Here is a 20,353-nt window from a genome sequence, read left to right as displayed (position 1 = left end):
CAAAAACGCAAGGTTTGACGGCGCGGTCCCGACACTCCTCTATGGTTATGGCGGATTCCAGGTTTCTCTTTTGCCCTCTTATCTGGCACCGTTGGGGCGCGGCTATGGCTCGAACAAGGCAATGCCTATGTCGTTGCGAACCTGCGCGGGGGCGAGTTTGGTCCACACTGGCATCAAGCGCCCCAGGCGGCAACGAAGCAGACGACATGGGATGGTTTCATTGCCGTTCCCGAGGACCTGATCCGCCGGAGGATCACAAGCCCGCGCCGGCTGGGCGCGATTGGCGGCAGCCAGGGCGGCCTGCTCGTTGGCGCCGCGATCACCAACGTCCCGAGCTCTTCAACGCGGCGATCATCCAGGTGCCGCTGTTCGACATGCTTCGATACACCAAACTCGGCGCGGGCGCCTCCTGGATCGGCGAGTACGGTGACCCCGCCATTGCCGAGCAGCGTGCGTGGATCGAAGGGTACTCGCCCTATCAGAAGCTGGTGGCGGGCAAGACCTATCCAGCTCCCTTGATTCTTACCTCCACCAAGGACGACCGCGTGCATCCAGCGCGGCCGCAAAGCTACCGCGAAGCTCGCTGCGCTGGGCCAGCCTTACTTCTATTACGAGAACATCGACGGGGGACACAGCGCCGCGGCCAATCTCATGGAATATGCACCTCTTCTGGCCCTTGAATACACCTATGCATCGATGCGGCTTTGTTCTGAGTAAGTCGGCGCACGGGCTGATCGCAGCCGATAAACTAGAGACCATTGGTTATCTCAACTCCTCACGTTGCTCAGACTCGATGAAGCTCGTCAGATGCGCAAGTTACCGATCTGAACAGGCTCAACCGTCGGCGAGCGGATTTCCTTGCGTCCGAAGCACAACAGGGCGAGCTGGAAGTAAGTTGCCAGATGGGCTTCCCTGAGGATTGTCTCGCCAGGCCCCTGTTCGTCCAACATGGCCGACGTGCGGATAATAACCAAACGCGAGCAGCTAAAGCGCAGCTGTGGGAGTGTCTCCGTGGTTGAGAAAGCAGTCACGTAGCTCATCAGGCATGGCGCGGATTGACCAATCTTGTTCCAGGCTGCGCGAAGGAGTTCACGGCCGCCCTGTTGTTCAACGCCGGTCAATCCCATTCGCTCTAGCTTGGCTCCGATGAGCGCGGCGTGTTCGACACTCTGCAAGTCTTCTGTAAGCCGCTAGCGCGCCACGAGTGAAGCAAAGGTCAAAACGTCATCCGGATCGAGAAGCCTTGAAGCGAGGTGCTGTCGACGTCACGGCGCTTTCTGTCGTTTGCACAATACGCGACAGCTAAAGCCACGGAAAAAAAGAGCACGTGACCAGCGCAGTGTCTCTTGCCGCAGGTCTTGATGGCCGGGAGACTCTTCGCTAGATCACAATGGTTCACTATGGAGATGCCGCCGTGACGATGGGTATTGTGAAGTGGTTCAATTCGAAGAAAGGGTATGGGTTCATCAGGCCTGAGGACGGTAGCTCCGATGTCTTCGTACACATCAGTGCCGTCGAAAAAGCCGGTTACACCACCCTCGAAGAGGGAGCACGGGTAAGTTATCAGCTCAAGGCCGGGCGTTCGGGCAAGATGTCAGCTGAGGATCTCCGGGTTGGCTGATCCAACTCGCCTCCTGAAACTGCTCTCTGCAAAGCGTGTTCTCGCACCTGTCCGGCGATGCTTTGTCAGGGCGCGTGGGCGTCTGGCCTTTCGATTGTCTCTTCCCCAGCCATGAGGCTGTCTCGCAATCCGCATGACGCCTTGATCTCACGAGGCCGCCACCGATCGCTGCGGTCAGAGGTATATGAGTTGCGGGCCGATCGCAGTGTGGCGTGCAAGCTATTCCTGCCCCCGGCGCACGAACGAACAGCCCGAGCCGTACGCTCGTGACCAACGCGCCGGGAAGTGGCACGCCACCCGGGCTGGTGCTCCCCTGTCCGGGCGTGATGCATATAGCTCAGGAAGGTGCTCGCACAACCGGCTTCGTCCGCTAGGACCATAATGCCGCGCTACGCTGAGGCTGCAGGTCTGTTCTGCTATGCTGATGCCGTAAGCTTTCGAGCCTAGGTGTAAACGAAGCCGCATTGGCTGATGCGCGCGGCGAGCGCGGTAGCCGTTGGGGTGAACGTCGCCGCGCCGTAGGCCGCAATGACGCGACCTGCAGCAAGGGTATGGAAGTTCGGAGCGATCGCGCAGATCAGGTTACCGATGATGAAGAGCGAAACAGACAGAATCTGAACATTGTGGCCGCTCACCGCCTTGAACATCCAGGCATTCAGCGGCGCGAAGACCGCATAGCAGAGCGCGTAAATCGAGATGATCGAGCCCGCCGCGCCGGTTGAAATCGCAAGATCACGAGAGATTACATCGAGCGTCCCAATGATGACAAACGTGTCCAGGCCGATAGCGAACGCAGCGATGGTCAGAGCAGCAATGACGAGTTTCGTTCGCGCGTCGGGGTCCGTGAGGTGTTGTCTGCAGGGTCCGAGATGATGGTGCGCACCGTAGTGATTCGATCGGGCGCAGGATACCGGAACGATCGGCCGCAGTTTCGGACAGTGTGAGGCCTGATCGTCAGGGCATTTCCGGCTGGGACCAGCTTGGAGACTCGGACCCGACGAGGGTGTCATGCGCCAGGTGCGCGTTATTGTGAGGTTTAGCCTTGAAGCTTCGCTCGCGAGGCGCGCTGTTGGCTAGGGTGTCCAGGTAGGGCCGACGACGGTGGACGCCGATTGTCAGCTTTCAGAGCCAATGTCGGGAAGCTGGCACGGGATGGGGCACGATGCGCCGGAAGCCCTCTGTTTGTCGGCGGCATGCTGCTTGCACGTATCGGGCTGCGCGTCACAGCGCGTGCACGCTCGTAACACGAATTCGGCTACGTTCGCCCAGTCGCAATAAGTTTGCGGGCTCACCTGCGTGCCTGGTCCGAGGATAAAACAGAATGAAAAAATCGCTTCTGCGCGCCGCGCTGCTCTCGATGATATGTCTTACGGTCGCGCTGCTCCACGGGCAGTCTGGTGCGACGCCGGCGGACGATGCGTTCCTCTCGCTCGACGAGGGCGAGGGGCCGCGCACATTGGCCTGGGCACAGGCCGAGAAGGAAAGGAAGCTGGACGCGCCGCAGCCGGATTCGCCCTACGATCGCTCTTACCGAGACGCGCTGACGACCCTCCAGGCAAAACATCCGATTCCGTCCGTTTCGCTGGAACGGCAAGGCCTAGAAACCTTCTGGCAAGACGAGAGCCATGTGCGCCCCATCTGGGGGCACACCACGCTTGAGAGCTACGGCAGCCAGGATCCTCGACGGGAGACCATCCTGGACATTGTCGCCGAGAACAAGAGCTGGGTCTACAAGGGTCACAGCTGCCTTGCGCGGCGCTGCCTCGTCAAAATCTCTGACGGTGGCGGGGACGCAGTGTCCATACTTGAGTTCGACAGCGAAGCCAAAAGCTTTGGGGCAAATGGTTTCGAGCTGTCCGAGGGCGAGCAGAGCGTCGGCTGGCTGGGCTGCGACACTGTCCTTGCTGAACGTGATTGGGGCGAGGGGACCACGACCGAGGCGGGCCACGCTTTCGTGTTCAGGGAACTCAAGCGCGCCCAGCCGTTCGATCAGGCGCGCGAAGTCTTCCGCGGCCGGTGCACCGACTTGGGGATCGCGCCATTGCTATTTGGTGAACGGCGGATCGCCGTGACCCGCGTCGTCTGTTGGACCAACGGCTCCGGGCGGCAGTATGCGCTTTTCGAGCCCGCTGGGCCGATCGAGCTCGATTCCCCGAAGAAGGCGCCGATCGTCGAGATCGCGAGTGGCCGGCTGCTTGTGACAATGAACGAAGACTGCATCCGCTTGGGCTATACCAGCTTCAAAACCGGCTCAATGATCTCGTGTGATTTGGTCGAATGGAAGCAGGATCCGCTGCGGGCGAAACGACCTGTCGTTTTCCAGCCCAAGTGTCGGCAGGCACTCCCTCGGTTTGGCGGCCCAAGGAATTTCCCCCCGCTTCTGACCTGTCAAAGCAGGCATTCGTCTGTAAATACTTGACATGCCACGCCCGTCCCGTCGCCGCGGACTGCGTCGCAAGCTTGTCACCCGTTCTCGGGCAAGCGCACCAGATGATGTTTGCTGTTTCTGACTATCTCGCGCAAACGCCGCTTTGGTACTTTGATGTCGAAAGAAAGGCTCGAGCTCTTGAAGACAACGTCCTTCTTCGGCGCGGCGAAGCATGTCGTGGAGCAGCTCAGCGCAACTGCGCATTCCGTACTTTCTGGTGCGGCCCAGGAGCGCAAGGTTGACGGCTCGGCCCCGACGCCTCTCTAGGGAGGGGCTTAGCGAAGTGGAGATCTCAAAGTGCAGCGGACGATTGGGCTGATCGGCGGGATGAGCTGGGAAAGCACGGCCATCTATTACAAGGAAATCAATGAAATCGTCCGTCAGCGCCATGGCGGTCTCGCCTCGGCAGACATCTTGCTGCGCTCGGTTGACTTCGACTTTATCGTCACTCTTCAGAACGCGGGAGATTGGACGCAAGCCGCTGCTTATCTAGCGGGGATAGGCCGGCAGTTGGTGGACGCGGGCGCCAACTGCATCGTGATCTGCACCAACACGATGCATGTGATTGCCGACATTGTTGCTGCCGAGCTGAGTGTCCCGCTCATCCACGTGGTCGATGTGACCGCTGCCGCTCTTCTCGCCGCTTCCTTCAAGCGACCGTTGTTGCTTGGGACCCGCTATACGATGGAGCAGCCGTTCTATCGTGATCGCCTGCGGCAGCGCTTTGGCCTTTCAGCTGTCATACCGGCAGAGGACGAGCGGACCCGGATCAACGATGTCATCTTCGATGAGCTCTGCCGCGGCACTGTTTCTGATCTGTCGCGCCAGGAAGTTATCGACATCATCGCGCGCGGTCGTACAGGAGGCGCCGACGCCGTTATCCTCGGCTGCACGGAGATTGGCCTTCTCATTGGCCCGGAGCATTCAGAATTACCGGTTTTCGATTCGGCGAGGCTGCACGCCAGGGCGGCAGCTGATTTCGCTGAGGGTAAGCTGTCCGTCGGTGTCGTCTCCAGAAGCGCGCTGCGATGATCGCCTCGCCGATCGTCACTTGATCTCCTCCTCGGTGGTGATGCCGTCCTCGGCCTTAGCCGCCGTCGCAACGCCGCTGTACCGGGCCATGTCGGGCAGCGCGGTAGCGCAGGAAGGGCAATTGTCAACTTGTCGCAAGATCAAGCGATGGTCGATCGCGCCGACCTTCGAGCGCCCGCCTCCGAGGAGTGAACTCGTTGTAGCGAGATTCGGCCTCGCCTCGACGTGCTTAGCGCGAAGGCGCGATCGATGGCTCAGGGCTCAGGCTGAGCATCGCTCGTGCTTGCAACGGGAGGTCTGTCCGCCAAAAGCTGCAAGCGCAGTACAAGGAGGGCCGCGTAGACGGCCTAGCCGATCGATAGGCTGGTCCAGATACGGGGCGGCTTTCCGATTTCGTCGGACCCGTTCGCTACGACCTCGACGAGGTCTGCCGCCGACATGGCGCAATGTATCGAGGAACTGCCTTGTATTGTCGGCTGCGCAAAGCCGCCCCAGTTTGGTGCAGACCGCAACATCGGGATTGCGTTCCTGGATCACTTGGCTCTTGGTCATGTTCTCCATTGATCTGGAACTGCTTGGCTCGAAGCATCCGGCCTTTCACACGGACGGGAAGTGCGGCTGGCGATCATGGGCACGCCCGGATCACCTAGCGTCTCATGTTTTCACGGGTTTCTCGCCGCAGTGAGATCGTCCCCTATATCGCCCATCGCTGCCAGTTCGTGAGCCCTCAAGATCGCCGAGATCGTTGTGGGGCCGGCAGCGCCGCTCGACACAGAGCGGACGCTAAGGACCATGCTCCGCCCGGCGGGGATTAGCGCGGATTTCCCGCCGGTCGTCGTCGATCTCCTTTTCAATGAACCCGGAGCAGAATTCCCGATCGGTAACTTTCTGAACCGCTTAGCCTCGGCTTGAGGTAAATGTTCCAGCTCGGTAACTTGAAGTCTCCTCAACTTTGACATTGCCGGTCATTGGCCGGTTAAAAGACCGCGTCCGGGCCGCGTGACGCAGGCGATGCAGGACCAACCAAGCCGACTTCTGCGTGATGCCCAAGTCCTTTGCGAGCTAAGCGATGCCCTTGGGGTGATTCGTAATCAGCCAGATCGCGCCGAACCAAATGCGCAGCGGGAGCTTGGTGTCCTCGAAGATCGTTCCGACCGTCACCGAGAAATTTCCGGCGGCACTCGGCCAGCGGTACATGTTCTTGCGGCTCAGGGTGTAGGCGTTGGCGCTGGAGCAGTAGGGGCAGACCGGGCCATTCGGCCAACGGAGCGCCTTGACGTGAACGATTGCGGTCTGGGCGGCCTGAAACGCAATCATCAAATCCGCCAAGGTCTTGGACTGCGTCATCATGACCTATCTCCCTGATAGGCTAACGATCTCAAACTTCAGATTGGTGTCAACACGTCTATTATTCCCCTTACGTCGGTGGCAAGGCGATCAACCGCCATAAGCGTCGTAGCGGCACGCAGGGTGGACCGTAAGAACAAGGCGCCCGTCATCGGTGCGGTTGAGCGCGAGGGCGAAGTCGCCGCCAAGGTGCTGCCGGTTGCCAATAAGGCGACCCTGCATGAGTTCGTTCAAAGAGACGGTGGCACCGGAGGCCAAGATGCTGGCGACCGATGCTCACCCGGTCTAGCAGCACCTTGAGGGCCATCCGTCGTACCAGATCGTCTACCATCCGGCGGGCGAGTACAAGGGCGATGCGCACACCAATTCGATCGGGTCAGTTTGGGCGCTCTTCAAGCGCCAGATTGTGGGGATCCATCATTGGTTCAGTGCGAAGCATCTGCAGCAGTACGTGCAGGACATGACTTGGCGGCTGAATCGGCGTAGCATGAGCCCGCCGAGTGCATGAACGCCCAATTCGACTGCGTTGTCGGTCCGCTGCCGTACAAAGTGCTGCTCGCCGATGAGTAAGAAGATTAAGAGCACACCGCCAGAGCCGCCGCTTGGCCTCGACATGCCCTTTGACGGAGCGCTCAAGCGCTTCATCGGAACTGACCCGAGGGAGGTTGAGGCTGGCGTTGTGCGAGCCAAAAAGAAAAAGCCGCCGGGCAGGAAGCAGAAGGCCCAGCCCGACGGCGATGTTAGTCAAGAGAACGTTGTTTCCTTACGCCAGAGGCGGATTAGGAAACGGAATTATGGTCGCTGATCTGCGGCCACGCGCGCCAGTGGCCGCGCACCGTCTGCATGTTTCCATTTCTGATCCGATTGTAGGTTTCTACCCAAACTCGTTCCTTCGGGATTGAGTGAGGGCTCTGAGGCGACTTTCGCATGATGAATTCCTTTCTTGCGTGCGATTGTTGAAGGTGACGCAGACGCGCACGCGCGATGGCGCGGCCGGTCGCGGAAGGACCGGCCGCGCTGTCGCGGCCTCGAACTGGTTTTGAGGACTTCGGGAGGCCGCCCTTTCGCGGCTCCTACCCCGGGCAATAAAAAAACCCGGCGCAGAGGCCGGGCTCCTGATTGGCAAAACGCACGCGGCGTTAAGTGAGAGGGAAAGAAAGAGGGATCAGCACCAACGTCCCTATTCTCCTAATAGAGAGGGAATTGTGCGCCGCCGGCGAACGCCTCGCGAAATTGCGGGATCAGCGCCGTCACCAGGCTCCCGCTCAGGCCGTGCCTGAGTGGTGGAAGCCGAAGGACAGTTGCAGGTCGGAATCGCGAAGGCTGAGCTTTGGCGTCAATCCCTTGAGGTACGAAGCGACCTCAATGATTTGGCCGTTCTGCCATCGCAAGTGCGCCCTGACATAGATGTCCTTCGGCGCTTTCCCATGGTTGTGCATGGGTCTGCCTCCTCTTTGTTGGGCGGTGAACAACCGCCACACGCTTGGGAACGCACAAGCGGCCGTAAGTCAAAGGGAGTTGCCGGTGACGGCGCTGAACTTTCACCTCCAAGACGGGATTTGGACCCGTTCGGGCACAATTCTTCCCAACAGGGCAGTGATCCATTTCCTTTAGTGAGCAAGCGAACTTGCTGCCGAGCAGACCAGAGGTAGGAATCCCGCAATAGCGGAGCCCTGGATGCACGTAATCTGCTCAGTCTAGGCACGGGACGTTCGACCGTGGCGTGCCCTACACCTGTTTTGAACTGAACACGCAGTACACCGTTCGTGGAGCTTTTTCTGTCCCGTCCGCCAAGCCCGAGCCGCGTAGTCTGGCTACAAGGGGTGACTTCGCGGGCCTGTCCCGCGCATCAGTTCGGTCAACGCAAAAACTCCGGGTCGGCGGAGGGGTGGTTACAAGGGTGGCTGCACGCGGGGCGCAATAATAGCTTCGTGAACAGACCATTTTCTGCTCAGTCCGCCATCTCGTTCCTCATGCGGCAAGGCCGCCGGTACTAGCAGAGGCTAGGCACGAATCGATATTTTGCAAAACTGAGCCGCAAGTTGAGCTGTGTCAACTGAGATATAGGTCCCGCTTTCATCCTGGGCAACTGCCGGAAAGATATGTTTACGGATCATTTCGCGGCAGAAGATCTGTAAACGTATCTTCTTGACTTGTCGGATAGATCTGTTTACGTATCATTTGCTTCTTAAATGATCCGAGAGCATATCATGGCTCCTGCTTCAGATCCACTGCTCAAGGAACTCGGGTTGCACTTTCGAAAGGCCCGGATAGCTGCTGGCTTGTCCCAAGAGCAAATCGCCCTTCGAGCGAACATCAGCAGACCCCGCTATCGCGACATCGAAACGGGCGCCGCTGCCGCCCGCGCAACGACACTGGTCAATGTCGCCCGCGCCCTTGGCATGGAAATGATGTTGATCCCGCAGGCGATGGTGCCCGCCATTAAGTCGATGTTGCAGCCCGTGGCCGACGATGATGATCGCCCCGCATTCACGTCAGATGCCGAAGAGGAAGAACAGTCATGAATCAGGCTGTCCTCGCGGCCGAACGAATCCAGTCGCTTGATGTCTCATTGAACGATCTTCCCGTCGGCACCCTTGTCCGCACGCCGGGTGACTACAACGCGTTCAACCTTTTGCCCGCTTACCGGAGCATGAACAACCCCCCGATCTTGAGCCTGTCGCTTCGCTCAGCGGATGGCGGCCTCCGGCGAGATCCCAAACCTATACGCGGGGCGCTGCCTCCGTTCTTTGCGAACCTGCTGCCCGAAGAGAAACTGCGCGAAGCGATGGAAAAGCACCACGCCGCGTCAGTCCGACCGGGAAACGACTTCGATCTCCTGGCTGCGCTCGGAACCAATCTGCCAGGAGCGGTACGCGCCCTGCCAAGCGACGGTATCCCCGTTCCAACTGGCCCGGAGACCGAGGGAAAGAAGAAAGCACGCTTTTCGCTCGCAGGCGTTCAGATGAAACTTTCTGTGATGAAGAACACAGGAAAGGAGGGCGGGATCACGCTCGCGGTCGATGACGAGCAAGGACAGTACATTGCCAAATTTCCCTCCCTCACGCACATCGGACTTTCGGAAAACGAATTCGCGATCCTGGCCTTGGCGGAAGCGTTGGGGATGGAAGTCCCGGCGCGCGAACTCGTCGATAAGACGGAGTTCGCCGGTATTCCGGAAGAGTTTAACACCATGTCCACGGGCAAGGTGCTGCTGGTCCGCCGCTTCGACCGCGGTGCTGACGGCGCACGCGTGCATATGGAGGATTTCGCGCAGGTCTTCGGCCGCTATCCGTCCGAGAAATATACTGGCGCAGCGTATCACAATATCGCGGCAGCGCTGACCAGCGGCGTCTCCTTCGATTCCGCAATCGAGTTTGTTCGGCGTCTCGCACTCACCGCGATCACTGGAAACGGCGATATGCATCTCAAGAATTGGTCGCTGCTTTTTCCCGGAGATGGCCGGACGCCAACGTTGTCGCCTGTCTACGATGTGCTTTCTACAATTCCTTACATTCCAAAGGACGGGCTAGCCTTGAGCCTAGGCGGCGAAAAGTCGTTCAAGGCGCTGACTCCAGAACGCTGGCGCAGTTTCGCAAACCGCAGCCGTCTTCCGGAAGGAGCTGTGGTGACGGCTGTAGCTGAAACCGCGGCGGCCGTGCGCGACAAGTGGTCAGTTCTTCCAGAGCGTGACGTCGTGCCTGCGCAGGTCCTCGCGCGGATCGATGCACATGTCGATGAAATGGCACCCATCCTTGACCCCTAGGGTTGGCAGGTCGCGAAATGTACATCCCGCCGGCGTATAAGGGATGTTTGACGAATGCGCTCCCTCACGGATTTCCTAGCTAGCCTTCTGGGCATCATGCCATCAAGACGCGACGGCTCGTTCTCGAAGGTGAGCTCCTGTCCGCCGCCGAGCGCAGCGACATTCGCTCGCGCGACAGGTCGTTTCTCGATCTCGTCCTAGAAGTCAGGTCCGATGTAGCGGCGGCAATGCTGGCCGCATACAAGGACGGGCATCTGCCGATAAAGAGGGGCGCAAAGCCAGTGGGCGCCCCCAGGTGCCGAGGCCTATCTCGCAAGCCGACGAGCTCACGACCCAAATCGCGGAACGAGAACGACGAGAGCGCCAGGTCAAGGATCCATCCTTGATTACGGAAAGCTATCTTACTAACCACCGGCTCATCGACAGTGTGTTTATCGCGAATATCGGAGCCGGATCAGGCTCAATATACCGTGCACAAGCAAGGGATCGGCTATCGAAGCAATGCCGGGAAAAGTACGGGTTGGGCCGTTCGGTTTGACTGGACCGGCTCCGATGTCCAGAAACGGCATTCCGAAACGATTCCACCGGAGGCCGACAATCGGCGCAACGATCCCGACCGAAACTGGGGTCTATACGAGTAGTCGCGAATCTCGTCGCTGCTAAATCAGAACAGGCCCGACGGGCGTTGCCATACTACTTTTCCTTTTGCCTGCGCCGTTCCAAGGTTGCGTTGGCGTGTCGCTCCTGCGCTGGCGGCATGCCGTCCAGGAGAATTCTGCCAAGCCAAAGCTTGTCTTCGCTATGGGTATACAAGTACGGATCAACCGCATCGAGTATCGCGGTCAACAAGCTCCATTGTCGGTCGGATGTCGCGGATGGAAATGCCGCAAACAATGTGCGGACGTTGGCAAGTTTCCGCTGGAAGGCTATGGCGTCGAGGGCGGCACGTCTGACCTCTCGAGAGCTGTCGTGCTCAGCCAAAGAACCAAGAGCTTGCTCAATTTCCGAGGTGGCGATGTCTTTCGCGACCTCGCAGGCCGCCTTTCGTTCGGCGGCCGAGCCCCGCATCCGCTCGATGAGGATACTTCTGACTGCCGTTGCGTCGAGCCTACGTAATGTCCGGCCGACGGCACGCCGGAGTGAGGCGCGGTCGATCGGTAAGGGCGTCAACAAGCCTCTCCCGCTGCGGTTTCCGGCGCGACGCGTATACAGAGTCTGGACAGCTGCTATTCGAGCGCCGGCTGAGAGCGAAGTGCGAGTTCAATTGCCTCAACTGCGCGCGAGGCATCAAACGTCGCCAGGCCTTCGATGTGAGCGCAAGCAAATTTGCTCGCCGTGCAGCTGCAAAACCATGACTGGCGCCCACAGCAGGATTGCAGCCCATAGCCCCATGCGCACCGAGCGCCGTACCAGAGCTCCGTCCGCCGCACCACATGCTTGGGCCGCGAGCCGACCCACCGCCGAGATCACACCGGCTGCGAAGGTCACGCCGACCGACAAGATCATGCCGGCAAGCGCGGCTGCCGCCACTGCCTCAGTACCGATATGGCCGATCCAGGCCGGATCCGTCGCCATCATCGCGATCTGTCCGACGGGCGTGAGCGCGATCGGGGGGCGAGTGTTAGTTGCCAAGAGTTCGTCGGTGAGTTGACCGCCAGCTACCCATTTCGCCAACGCACGCGGCCGCGATTCGCGTCCTTTTTTTCTGCTGTCTTTCTCATGAACACGCTGCCCCGGATTGGGCGCTTCAGCCATCTTTTGCTCTCGCTCACAGATCTTATTGCTGCGGTCGCGTTCGCATCATCGGCGCCATGGCTAGCGATAGCATGTCCTCACACAAAAACCCACCGCTCAAAATAGTGAGAGTCTTCTGGCCGACGTCCGCTCTCGGTGCCATAGTGAGCCCGCTGTGGCCCTTGTGGTTGCGGATTTGGCTGTCTCGTTCAAGACATCCTTTGTTTCAAGCGCGACAACAGCAACTACGTGCTGCGGGGAAACCGACATCGTTTCTTCATAAAACGCTCAACCGGCATTGGCATGCCGGTTGCTTGAAGATGTGACGAAACCACTTGTGACTATGATGCTCGTTCAGCATCCGGTCGAAGTATTCAGAACAAACTTGGCCGCTTGATCGATGGCAGAGGTTCCCTGATGCGCTTTCCAAACCGTGCGCTTGCCGTGCGAACTCTGCCATCTTCGGATCGCGCTCCGGCTTGCCGGGCACAAGGCGATTGTCTTGTAAGGGGCTTGCAACGATGGTGGTCACTCAAGAAGAACGCCAGCGTAAAGGCATCCTCAGGACGATCGTTTGACATCGCTTTAAGCCCATGGCTCACGGCGTGGCATCTTCGACATGCGGTGCCTGCGTTTTTCAAATTAAGTGCCGGCCTTGCATCGGTGCTCGCAGGTGGTCAATGAGCTAATGCAGAACGATTGCGACCTTGACAAAATACTTCAGCAACAGGACGAGCTGAAGGTCAAGTTGCTTCACGCCCAATCGGTTGTCGCCGAGTGTAAGGCAGGATTGGCGCATCTGGAGCGGAGGCTCGAGCGTCGAGCAGCCTCATCGCCGATCGATGAAGGCAAGCGCAACTCCGCGGCAACCCATTCGCGACGTAACGCACGACCGCGCAGATTCGGGAAGCATCGATGATCCTGTCGACCATGACGCTGAATTGGCGTTTTCGGATCGACCATGGGACCGTTGAGGGCCACAGCGCCGGCGCACGTTAACGGCGAGGCTTTGTCCCACGGAGCTGGCGAAGATCTTGACCGGCATCCTGTTGCTACCCGGCGGGCGAACTAGCCGCTTGGCCTAGGGCGACTTCGGTCCTTTTGTCCGTGCTCAAGTCGCTCAGATTACCGGTTTGGACATGTCTGAAAGCGACGCGAGCGGGTGCGTTCAGTGATCGCGATGGGCCGATATGGCTGTGGGCAGGGTAGGCGACGTGCCGGGCCGTGCTGAGCGCGGAAGCCGATCCATGCCTCATCCGCATCGCATGGATGATGACCAGAACTGGCTGACTATGCCCCGCAAGCGATCACTATGCGATCCGGTGCCGGCTGCAGACTCGTCAGCTTCTCGAAAGCTTGCCCGGATACACTGGCCCACTGATCGTCCACGAGAAGCTGGCCTGGATCCACGCGCGACTGCAGATGCAAAAAAGCCGAAACCCTGATCGGGTGGAAGCTTAGTCACTTGTGAGCAGGCTGGCGTTACGAAGTTTTCGATCATCGAGCTATCGCAAAACGCTTCGTCTTTTTTCGCGCACAGGCAAGGTTCTACCACGGGGTCGCAAGGTCCAGGGATCTGCTGCGTCTTATAAATGTCATCTTGCGCGGGCCAGTGACGCGCGCGGCGGTTCGATCGAGCGAGCGCTCAATACCAGAAAAGGGACGCGGCAAGGATATGCGTGACAAAGCACGATGAGGTCGATGACAAAGCGTTTTCGCAACTGGGCCCTATTGTTCATACTCGCCTCCATGGTTGTTTGCCCCTCCGCAAAGGCGCAAGACCGCCGGACTATCGCTGAACCTGTTGCACCTCATACGGTCTGCGATCGCCCTCTGCCCTCCGGAAAGGACGATACAGTTAGGCTACAAGACGCCATTCAACATTGCCCCGCCGGGGCTGCAATTTATCTCGGGCGCGGCGAGTTTCACTCAGGTCCACTCGAGATGAAATCGGGCGTGACCTTATGGATCGGACGCGGTGCGGCGCTGATGGCCATCCCCGAACCAGCTGCTTACGACAAGGGCCGCGGACAGTGTGGTCGCATCACGGCTAAGGGCAACGGTTGCAGGCCATTCATCAGCTTTTCCAAAACGCGTGGCGGCGGTATTTACGGGGAGGGCATCATCGATGGTCAGGGCGGCGCAGTTATGGGCGACGGCGCCGAAACCTGGTGGCAGCTGGCCCGCCGCGCGCAAGCCGAGGGCGGCAACCAAAACGCCCCGCGCTTGATCCAAATCGATCATGCGCAGGACATCACGTTCTCCGGCGTCACCTTGCGCAACGCGCCCAATTTTCATGTCGCGATGAACCGGGTCGAAGGAGCCACGTTCTGGGGCCTCACGATCGATACGCCGGCGGATGCCCGCAATACCGACGGCATCGACCCTGGCGCCAGTCATGATGTGACCATCACCCACAGCTTGATCCGCACGGGAGACGACAACGTCGCAATCAAGGCCGGCGACAATGGCTCAAGCAGTCATATCTCCATCATTGATAATTATTTCGGCTGGGGGCACGGCATGTCGATCGGCAGCGAGGTGAATTCCGGGGTGAGCGACATACTGGTCCGCAATCTGACGCTGGACGGTACGACCTCTGGCCTGCGCATCAAGAGCGATGTCAGCCGAGGCGGTCTGGTCGAGCGCGTCACTTATGAGAACGTGTGCCTGAGGGCCAACCGGTGGCCGGTGGCGTTCGATACGAAGTATGATCCGCGCGCACGAGGCACGAGTATTCCGGTCTATCGCCAGATCGTTCTGCGCCATGTGCGTGGCGATAATGGCGTGCTGCTGATGCGCGGCGTAGACGAACGGCATGCGCTTGGCGTTACACTCGATGATGTCCATTTTGCCAATTCCGCGACTTGGCAGCTCGAACATGCTAACGTGACCGCCAATGACATATCGTCGCCGCTGCCGGGACGAGCTACAGAGCCGCTGCCGCGTGGATCGGAGGCATGTTCCAGAGCATTCCGCGACGACAATCGGTAAGCACTACATCGGGGCCGAACGCGGGTGGTGAGTCCCACATCGGCGAACCTATTGCTGATGCTGCGGAAGGTCCGCCTCATGTGGGTTTCGGAGGCGGCGGCGAGTTCGCAGGGCCTGGATTGCGAAGCTACATGCAGGTTCTGGTTTGGCGAGGACAATGTGTTGACCATGCGCGGCGGCTATCCCGCGGCGGTACCTTATATCGGCTGCGTCGAGCGTGCCGCGACTCGACGAAGAGTGAGATCACATGCGAATTTTCGTGCCATACGCTGCGCTTCTGGCCGGATGTTTCTGCAATCCCCCAGCGTACGCTCAGCCATTGTTGGTGTCGCATGCCCGAAATGCAGACTATCATTCCGTGCAGCAAGCCATCGACGCCTTACCGGCGGAAGGCGGAAATGTCCGGATCGCGCCGGGCATCTATCGCGAGAAGGTCAAAATCTCTAAATCCGGCATTCATATCGAAGGGACTGGCAGGAACCCGGAGGAAACGGTGATCGTGTATGGCGACGGCGCGATTAACGTAGGAGGAACGGCCCGTTCGGCGACGCTGGATGCGGCTGGCGACGACTTCCGCCTCGAGAATCTGACCATCCAAAACGACTACGCCCTCAATCCGGCCAATCCACCCTCGCAGGCGGTAGCGCTGTCCCTTACCGGAGACAGGGACGTCATTACGCGCGTCCGCCTACTTGGCGCCCAGGATACGCTGTTTGCCGGCAAGGGACCGAACGGCCGAATGTCACGACAATACTTCGCGAACTGCTACATCGAAGGGCATGTCGATTTCATATTTGGCAACGCCAAGGCCTGGTTCCGGCAATGTGAGTTGCACGGCATCGCCAATCACGCTGTCATCTATACCGCTCAGAGCAAGGCAGCGCCGGATGAGGACAGTGGCTATGTTTTTGATCATTGCAGGCTAAGTGCCGATCCCGCAGCGCGCTATATCGCGCTTGGCCGGCCCTGGCGCCCCTACGCCAACGTGGTCTTCCTGTCGGCGAAGATAGATGCCCCTGTGATCGCGGAAGGGTGGCGCGAATGGACGCCCGGCAAGACCAATACGTTGAGGACAAGCTATTATGCTGAATACAGATCCTTCGGCGTCGGGGCTAACCCCTCAGGGCGCGAGCCTCATTCCCATCAACTAACAGATGGCGAAGCTGCGAGATGGTCACTAAGCGTGTTCTTCGGGGGTGTCACAGATTGGCTGCCAACGAACCTTCACGCTGCGACACAGAGCAACGTTCATGGGGAAGGGCTTGGACGGCGATCCTCGGGTGAATGAGGGGAGGAGAGCCTGATTGTGATGGAAAGTCTTGTACAGCAACCTAACTGCGGCCGGATTCAACCGACAGAAGGGCCCGGCGCGACGATCTCATCTGTTCGTCGTCCGCCCACATGCGCGCGCTCCAGCTCGGAAGATCATCTTGTCCGTTCTGGCAGATCAGTGCGGCAAGCTCTAGGGAACATCGCGCCAGCACCGTCGTCATCGCGGAAACGGCTGATTTTCTTGCTCAGCGCCTTGCCCAGATCTCCGGAGAACGAAGTGGACTGATGCTTCGCGGCTATCTTCGTTCGGCCAGTGATGGTCGGGCCCTCGTACCTCAACCAGCAGCCGTCGGCTCGATCAGCCGATACGCGCGGTGCAAGTACGGTGGAGTACGGCGATCTTCCATGCGGCTCCGGAGCCGTACAAACGAGCGTATCGGCATCCGATTTCGACAATTCGCCCCGTATCCATGCGGCCCTCGATAGCGGCCGACGAGCATCCGCCTCAATCGCGAGATCGGCCATCGTCGCTTTAGGGAAACGCCCGCCGGAACGAGTCGAGCAGCGCCGGTTTTTAGATCGGCGCTGCTCCGCGATTGCTGCGCATCACGTGAAGGCTTTCGGACACAAACCGGCGCACCAGAGTGAAACTTTAGCAGGAATTAACAGCCTTCCTGAAGCGAAGTGGCTTCACAGGGTGAGGCTGCGATCATTGAGCACCTTGTCTCTTAGAGCGCCCTTGATCTCACGGGCGATTTCTTTGCGAACTGCGGCACCCAACTCTCGCTTGGCATCCTCGACGAGGTCGGCTTCAACCCCGCTCAAGTCTTTGTCGGCGAGCTGTTGCTCCAGTCGGCTGTCGAACTCCTTTCCCATTGCAGCAATGAGCTGGTCCTGCGTCCTGGCGTGGTCCTCGGGTGCGATGCGACGCACCACGTCGTCCCAAGGTTGCCAATCCACCGCCAAATAGTCGGCAAATTCGGTCGCCTCCCTCTCCCGCACGGATGTCTCTGCCCTGTCAACGTCAGAATCGGTAACCCCGGAGACCTCAAAGAAGCGCATGTCTGGCGCGACGTGTTGTAGTCCCAGCCGCTCGCGTAGCTTGTTTTGATATGTGAGAAAGACCTCAATGGCGTCGATGTCTTCGACGTTGTTCCCAGAGCCCAGCGAGTGAATCTTCTCGCGCGCAATCCCCTCCAGCGCGTCTAGGCGGAACATGACGCGCCCCAGATCGACGAGATCGGCAAGCCGGGCCTTATTGTCATAGACGCCATTCTCGACGTCTGCGACGAGGCGTGCGGTCTGCATGCCGTTCCAGGTCAAAGTTCTGCGATCCTCGCAGCTCTGGTTGGCGTCCAGGGCCAGTTGAAAGTACTGGGCACGCAATTGCGGGTTTTTTGCCGCGTGACGCAGATCATTGGCCACTGATTGCCGGAACCCTGCATTGCCAGAGTTGACGGACTCGAACAGCTTGCCGAGGAAAAGCCCGTATTCCCGAGCGCCCGGCTCTTCTGCAAAGTTCTGCCAAGCGGCAAGCACCTCCCGATCGCCCTCTTGTGGATTGCCCTTCAGCCATTCTGCAACTGTTTCAGCGAGAGCGTCCGCCTGCTCATCGTCTGTCCCGGACGATTCACTTTCGTCGTCGTGCGAAAGGTGGACAGTCGGGCCGACATAACCCTCCGCGCTTAGAATTGTACTCAGGTTCGCGAGCACCTGCTCAGATAGCGGATTTTCAGTCAGAACTATGGTGCCACCAGCGCCCAACGCCGTCAGCAGATCCTCGGGCAGAGTCGTCAAATGGTTCTGGCTTACGTCAAGAAACCGGAGCGAAGCTGGGAGGGCCGGCGGCAGATCCGTCAGTTGATTTTGGCTTACGTCGAGAAACTCGAGCATAGCAGGGAGCGCCACCGGTAGACTCGTCAGCTGATTGTCGCCGATGTGGAGAAATTGGAGTGAAGCAGGCAAGGCTTCGGGTAGGTTCAGCAACCGATTGTGGTTGGCGCAAAGAAATCGGAGCCCGGCAGGCAGGACGGCAGGTAGGCTCTCCAGCCGGTTCGAGTTCACGTCGAGGCCTCTGAGCCCGTCGGGGAGCGCGGGCAGGCTGCTCAGCTGATTGCCACTAACATCAAGACGCTGGAGCGAAGCCGGAAGTTCGTCAGGCAGATTGGTAAGCCGGTTGAAGGGCACATCGAGCACGACGATTTCGCTTGGAAGTCTGGGCAGACTGGTAAGGGACAGCGACTGGAGATCGAGCATAGCGTCTTCACCCAGAGCATTGACCCGCCTTGCCGCTTCGTCCCGGTCCTCGAGGGGACCCACGTGCTGATCAGAAGCCCAATTCTCAAGCGTCTCGTCTTCTTCGGCCGCCGCATGGGTTGAATGCCCTGAGTTTGCTGCGAAACCCGTCACGAATGCATCCCACTGTGTCGCCCCCCGCCCGTCTTCCGCCCCCTCTTGTTGGGAAGAAGCAGAAGGAATGCCTCCGTCGGGCCGAATCTGTCCTGTCTCAAAAGGATCCATTTCACCTCTCTTGCCACACTGGTTCCAACTCAGCCCGTGACGACACTATCTACGACCTAGGACACTTCTCTTTCGACAAGCTGACGGCCTATCGCAGTTACCGCAGCGATGGCATCGAAGCAGGCATAATTTCGGTGCAACGATTTGGAACAGTGAATCCATCGCGGACCGTTATCTCCGCCTACACGTTTCCGCACCGACGCAGCAGCGGCTCAAACATCGAGCCCGGGGCGCGGCAACGGTGCGTTACCTCAATGGCAGGCAGGGATCCCTTTTCGGCCGAGTGCCTAAAAAAACGAAGAGCGGCAGGCGCTCGAACGCTCACCTCCGCGGCCGTCCCCTCACATGCTTGGCAATCGGTGCAAAGCTGGTCTTTCCTAGGGTGGCAAACCGAGTGACTTGGGCGTTTTGCAGCGAGACTCGTCAGCTGATCGACAGGTGGTCGTGCTAGCGGCAGAACACTTTCACGTTAGCGGTCCTCCGGATCTGTCGCCCAACGGAATGGCAGCAAACGTTGCAGCAGCATCGATCCATTCGCCGCCTCCAAATCGTGTGAAGCTGAACCGCCTTCGACCAGGGTGGGCCGCCGCGGGCGCACGCGGCACCCCATCCAGCTGCCTCTGTACGAGGCTGCCGCGCACTGGCTCGGGGACGATCCGACGGCGCCGGCCGAGTGGCAACACTTTGCGGATGAGCCTGGCGCCCAAGACTACGCCCGGTTTCTAGATAGGCTACGTAGGACCGTCAACTATGGTAATCACGAGTTTCGGCAGGCCGTTGCGGAGGATCTGCGGCAGGCGGCGACCAATCCGAGATTACGCGAACAGTTTTTCACACAGGCTTCGGAAGCCAACGCGAGTTGCGAGGATCGTGTTCCTTTGCACTGGAACGGTATGCGGACCGCCCGCCTAAATTCTCACATTGAGGAGGGGGTGTACGATGATAGGCTCGCCCAACTGATCCAGCGCGGCCGCGTTGCGTTCCGCCTGGACGCGCTGGAAGGGATCGCGCGCGACAGGGTCAACTCGCTCCTCACTCTCCACCCGAACGTAGACGATGTCGAAGTCTACTTGGCGTATCAAAATCGTCTTCGCGAGCCGCTGGAATTGATTCACGTCGCCCCTGACATGCGCTTTCTGACCGTTTCTCACAACACATCCAATGATGCGGCGCGCGCACTGGACTCGGTTCGCGAGCAAGAAGCGAACCAGTTTACTGACTTACATGGCAACCCCCTGGCAACCCTGGGAGACAGTGCTGAGGCGAATCGCTCCTGATGAATATGAAGTGATGCAACGCCGGCTCGTCGAAGCCATGGGCGAGGAGTTACAAACCCGCTTGGATCAGCGACTGGCCGAGCACGGTCTTCTAGGCGATCCGGATGCCGAGCGGGTGCTCGGAGCCCAAGTCCGAAACGAGCTCGCCAGTGAGATCAAACGCGATGTCATGCACCGCGTGCTGGCCGAGCGTCGCGCCCTTGAACTGTGAGGTCTCATCACGCCGGAGATATATCTGTTATTGCTCTGTAGCGGAGCCAAAAAATCGATCGTCAAGCCTCGCCAATTGCCGCGAAGGTGCTTTTGCACTTTGGAAAATGCGGGTCTTTCGGTCTTGCCGAGAGATGAAACCGCGCGCGCAA

17 protein-coding genes and 2 pseudogenes are annotated in these 20,353 nt (G+C 59.3%); 11 read left to right on the top strand and 8 right to left on the bottom strand.

The window, feature by feature from the left end; genetic code table 11:
• Nucleotides 1-54: 54 nt before the first annotated feature.
• Nucleotides 55-680: pseudogene (locus tag XI03_RS40325) on the top strand (prolyl oligopeptidase family serine peptidase).
• Between the two features lie 123 nt (nucleotides 681-803).
• Here XI03_RS40325 and XI03_RS21415 read toward each other — a convergent pair.
• Nucleotides 804-1,127, bottom strand: coding sequence for a hypothetical protein (locus XI03_RS21415; protein WP_271593230.1), 324 nt, complete (start codon nucleotides 1,125-1,127; stop codon nucleotides 804-806).
• A 287-nt stretch (nucleotides 1,128-1,414) separates the two neighbouring features.
• Between XI03_RS21415 and XI03_RS21410 the strand changes: the two genes are divergently transcribed.
• Nucleotides 1,415-1,621, top strand: coding sequence for a cold-shock protein (locus XI03_RS21410; RefSeq protein ID WP_271593229.1), 207 nt, complete (start codon nucleotides 1,415-1,417; stop codon nucleotides 1,619-1,621).
• Between the two features lie 443 nt (nucleotides 1,622-2,064).
• On the opposite strand, the gene XI03_RS21405 is transcribed toward XI03_RS21410, so the two are convergent.
• On the bottom strand, nucleotides 2,065-2,631 hold the full coding sequence (locus XI03_RS21405; protein WP_271593228.1) for an MFS transporter: 567 nt from the start codon (nucleotides 2,629-2,631) through the stop codon (nucleotides 2,065-2,067).
• 311 nt (nucleotides 2,632-2,942) lie between these two features.
• Between XI03_RS21405 and XI03_RS21400 the strand changes: the two genes are divergently transcribed.
• Both XI03_RS21400 and XI03_RS21395 read left to right on the top strand, forming a co-directional pair.
• Complete coding sequence (locus XI03_RS21400) at nucleotides 2,943-4,040, top strand: hypothetical protein (RefSeq protein ID WP_271593227.1); 1,098 nt, start codon at nucleotides 2,943-2,945, stop codon at nucleotides 4,038-4,040.
• Nucleotides 4,041-4,346: 306 nt separating this feature from the next.
• Nucleotides 4,347-5,081, top strand: a complete 735-nt coding sequence (locus XI03_RS21395) for an aspartate/glutamate racemase family protein (protein WP_271593226.1) — start codon at nucleotides 4,347-4,349, stop codon at nucleotides 5,079-5,081.
• Between the two features lie 1,062 nt (nucleotides 5,082-6,143).
• Here the strand turns inward: XI03_RS21395 and XI03_RS21390 are convergent.
• Nucleotides 6,144-6,431 carry an IS1595 family transposase gene (locus XI03_RS21390; protein WP_271593225.1) on the bottom strand — a complete coding sequence of 96 codons (288 nt, stop codon included), beginning with the start codon at nucleotides 6,429-6,431 and terminating at the stop codon, nucleotides 6,144-6,146.
• Between the two features lie 316 nt (nucleotides 6,432-6,747).
• On the opposite strand from XI03_RS21390, the gene XI03_RS40570 reads away from it, so the two are divergent.
• Nucleotides 6,748-6,936: a transposase gene (locus tag XI03_RS40570; protein WP_442869733.1), complete on the top strand. Its 189-nt coding sequence runs from the start codon at nucleotides 6,748-6,750 to the stop codon at nucleotides 6,934-6,936.
• A 54-nt stretch (nucleotides 6,937-6,990) separates the two neighbouring features.
• A complete protein-coding gene (locus tag XI03_RS21385) occupies nucleotides 6,991-7,233 on the top strand; it encodes a hypothetical protein (protein WP_271593224.1) in 243 nt (80 codons plus the stop codon).
• A gap of 460 nt (nucleotides 7,234-7,693) precedes the next feature.
• On the opposite strand, the gene XI03_RS21380 is transcribed toward XI03_RS21385, so the two are convergent.
• Nucleotides 7,694-7,867 carry a hypothetical protein gene (locus tag XI03_RS21380; RefSeq protein ID WP_271593223.1) on the bottom strand — a complete coding sequence of 58 codons (174 nt, stop codon included), beginning with the start codon at nucleotides 7,865-7,867 and terminating at the stop codon, nucleotides 7,694-7,696.
• Nucleotides 7,868-8,638: 771 nt separating this feature from the next.
• On the opposite strand from XI03_RS21380, the gene XI03_RS21375 reads away from it, so the two are divergent.
• Both XI03_RS21375 and XI03_RS21370 read left to right on the top strand, forming a co-directional pair.
• Nucleotides 8,639-8,953 (top strand): helix-turn-helix domain-containing protein, encoded by a 315-nt coding sequence (locus XI03_RS21375; protein WP_271593222.1) that lies wholly within the window; start codon nucleotides 8,639-8,641, stop codon nucleotides 8,951-8,953.
• Complete coding sequence (locus tag XI03_RS21370) at nucleotides 8,950-10,194, top strand: type II toxin-antitoxin system HipA family toxin (RefSeq protein WP_271593221.1); 1,245 nt, start codon at nucleotides 8,950-8,952, stop codon at nucleotides 10,192-10,194. Before XI03_RS21375 ends, XI03_RS21370 begins: the two co-directional genes overlap by 4 nt.
• Nucleotides 10,195-10,887: 693 nt before the next feature.
• Here XI03_RS21370 and XI03_RS21365 read toward each other — a convergent pair.
• The 3 genes from XI03_RS21365 to XI03_RS21355 all read right to left on the bottom strand — a co-directional run bounded on the left by XI03_RS21365 (nucleotide 10,888) and on the right by XI03_RS21355 (nucleotide 12,460).
• Nucleotides 10,888-11,367: a hypothetical protein gene (locus XI03_RS21365; protein ID WP_271593220.1), complete on the bottom strand. Its 480-nt coding sequence runs from the start codon at nucleotides 11,365-11,367 to the stop codon at nucleotides 10,888-10,890.
• 114 nt (nucleotides 11,368-11,481) lie between these two features.
• Nucleotides 11,482-11,949 carry an MATE family efflux transporter gene (locus XI03_RS21360; RefSeq protein ID WP_271593219.1) on the bottom strand — a complete coding sequence of 156 codons (468 nt, stop codon included), beginning with the start codon at nucleotides 11,947-11,949 and terminating at the stop codon, nucleotides 11,482-11,484.
• A 256-nt stretch (nucleotides 11,950-12,205) separates the two neighbouring features.
• Complete coding sequence (locus XI03_RS21355) at nucleotides 12,206-12,460, bottom strand: hypothetical protein (RefSeq protein WP_271593218.1); 255 nt, start codon at nucleotides 12,458-12,460, stop codon at nucleotides 12,206-12,208.
• Nucleotides 12,461-13,872: 1,412 nt separating this feature from the next.
• On the opposite strand from XI03_RS21355, the gene XI03_RS21350 reads away from it, so the two are divergent.
• Together XI03_RS21350 and XI03_RS21345 are read left to right on the top strand one after the other, a co-directional pair.
• Nucleotides 13,873-14,922, top strand: coding sequence for a glycoside hydrolase family 28 protein (locus XI03_RS21350; RefSeq protein WP_271593217.1), 1,050 nt, complete (start codon nucleotides 13,873-13,875; stop codon nucleotides 14,920-14,922).
• A gap of 247 nt (nucleotides 14,923-15,169) precedes the next feature.
• The gene (locus tag XI03_RS21345; protein ID WP_271593216.1) at nucleotides 15,170-16,210 is read left to right on the top strand and encodes a pectinesterase family protein; all 1,041 of its coding nucleotides are present in this window, start codon (nucleotides 15,170-15,172) and stop codon (nucleotides 16,208-16,210) included.
• 674 nt (nucleotides 16,211-16,884) lie between these two features.
• Here the strand turns inward: XI03_RS21345 and XI03_RS21340 are convergent.
• Complete coding sequence (locus XI03_RS21340) at nucleotides 16,885-18,714, bottom strand: NEL-type E3 ubiquitin ligase domain-containing protein (RefSeq protein WP_271593215.1); 1,830 nt, start codon at nucleotides 18,712-18,714, stop codon at nucleotides 16,885-16,887.
• 611 nt (nucleotides 18,715-19,325) lie between these two features.
• On the opposite strand from XI03_RS21340, the pseudogene XI03_RS21335 reads away from it, so the two are divergent.
• A pseudogene (locus XI03_RS21335) lies at nucleotides 19,326-20,202 on the top strand (NEL domain-containing protein); the annotation flags it as partial.
• Nucleotides 20,203-20,353: the final 151 nt, after the last annotated feature.

The organism is Bradyrhizobium sp. CCBAU 65884 (assembly GCF_028128835.1).
GTDB lineage: Bacteria > Pseudomonadota > Alphaproteobacteria > Rhizobiales > Xanthobacteraceae > Bradyrhizobium > Bradyrhizobium ottawaense.
Note: the sequence above shows the minus strand (reverse complement) of the source record. Positions and strands in the feature narration are given on the sequence as shown.